Genomic DNA, 894 nt, shown 5'->3' on the forward strand with positions numbered 1-894 from the left:
GCCGGCGCGGTCGATGTGTTTACCTTCAGCCTCAGCGCCGCGGGCGCCTATAGCTTTACCCTGCTGCAACCGCTGGACCATCCAGCGGGCGACGATGAAAACGACATCACCCTCAACCTGGGCGCAATGCTCCAGGCCACGGATAAAGATGGCGATACGGTAACGGCCGCCGCCGAGAAACTGGTGATCACCGTCGATGACGACACGCCAACCGCAGCCGGGGCCGCCGAGGCCGGAACCGTCGACGAAGATGGCCTGGCCAATGGCATCGCCGGTGGTGTTGGCGACGTGCCTGGCGAAGCCACGGCGGCCAGCGGCAGCGTGACAGGGATCTTCCAGTCCGGTGCCGATGTACCGCTGACTTACTCCTTGTCGAGCGATACCAGCGGCTTGCCGGCGCTGAGTTCGGGTGGAGTGGCGCTGGTGTATAGCGTCGCGGGTGACACCCTGACTGCCAAGGCGGGCGCCGTCGATGTGTTCACCTTCAGCCTTAGCGCCGCGGGTGCCTATAGCTTTACCCTGCTGCAGCCGCTGGACCATCCAGCCGGCAATGACGAGAACGACATCACCCTCAACCTGGGGACCTTGCTGAAGGCCACCGACAAGGATGGCGACACCGTGACGGCTGCCGCCGAGAAGCTGGTGATTACCGTCGATGACGACACGCCAACGGCGGCCGGAGCCGCCGAGGCCGGTACTGTCGATGAAGATGGCCTGGCCAATGGTATTGCCGGCGGTGTCGGCGACGTAGCGGGCGAAGCCACGACGGCCAGCGGCAGCGTCACGGCGATCTTCCAGTCCGGGGCCGATGTACCGCTGACTTACTCCCTGTCGAGCGACACCAGCGGCTTGCCAGCGCTGAGCTCGGGCGGCGTGGCGCTGGTGTATAGCGTT

Annotated in this window: 1 protein-coding gene; it reads left to right on the forward strand. The window is 65.3% G+C overall.

Annotated features, from left to right (window positions below):
- On the forward strand, positions 1–894 hold an 894-nt coding region (locus tag PVZ78_RS00115; protein ID WP_443218345.1), incomplete at both ends, for a T1SS-143 repeat domain-containing protein.

It is taken from the genome of Pseudomonas sp. SBT1-2 (genome assembly GCF_028640875.1).
In the GTDB taxonomy this organism is placed as follows: domain Bacteria; phylum Pseudomonadota; class Gammaproteobacteria; order Pseudomonadales; family Pseudomonadaceae; genus Aquipseudomonas; species Aquipseudomonas chlororaphis_I.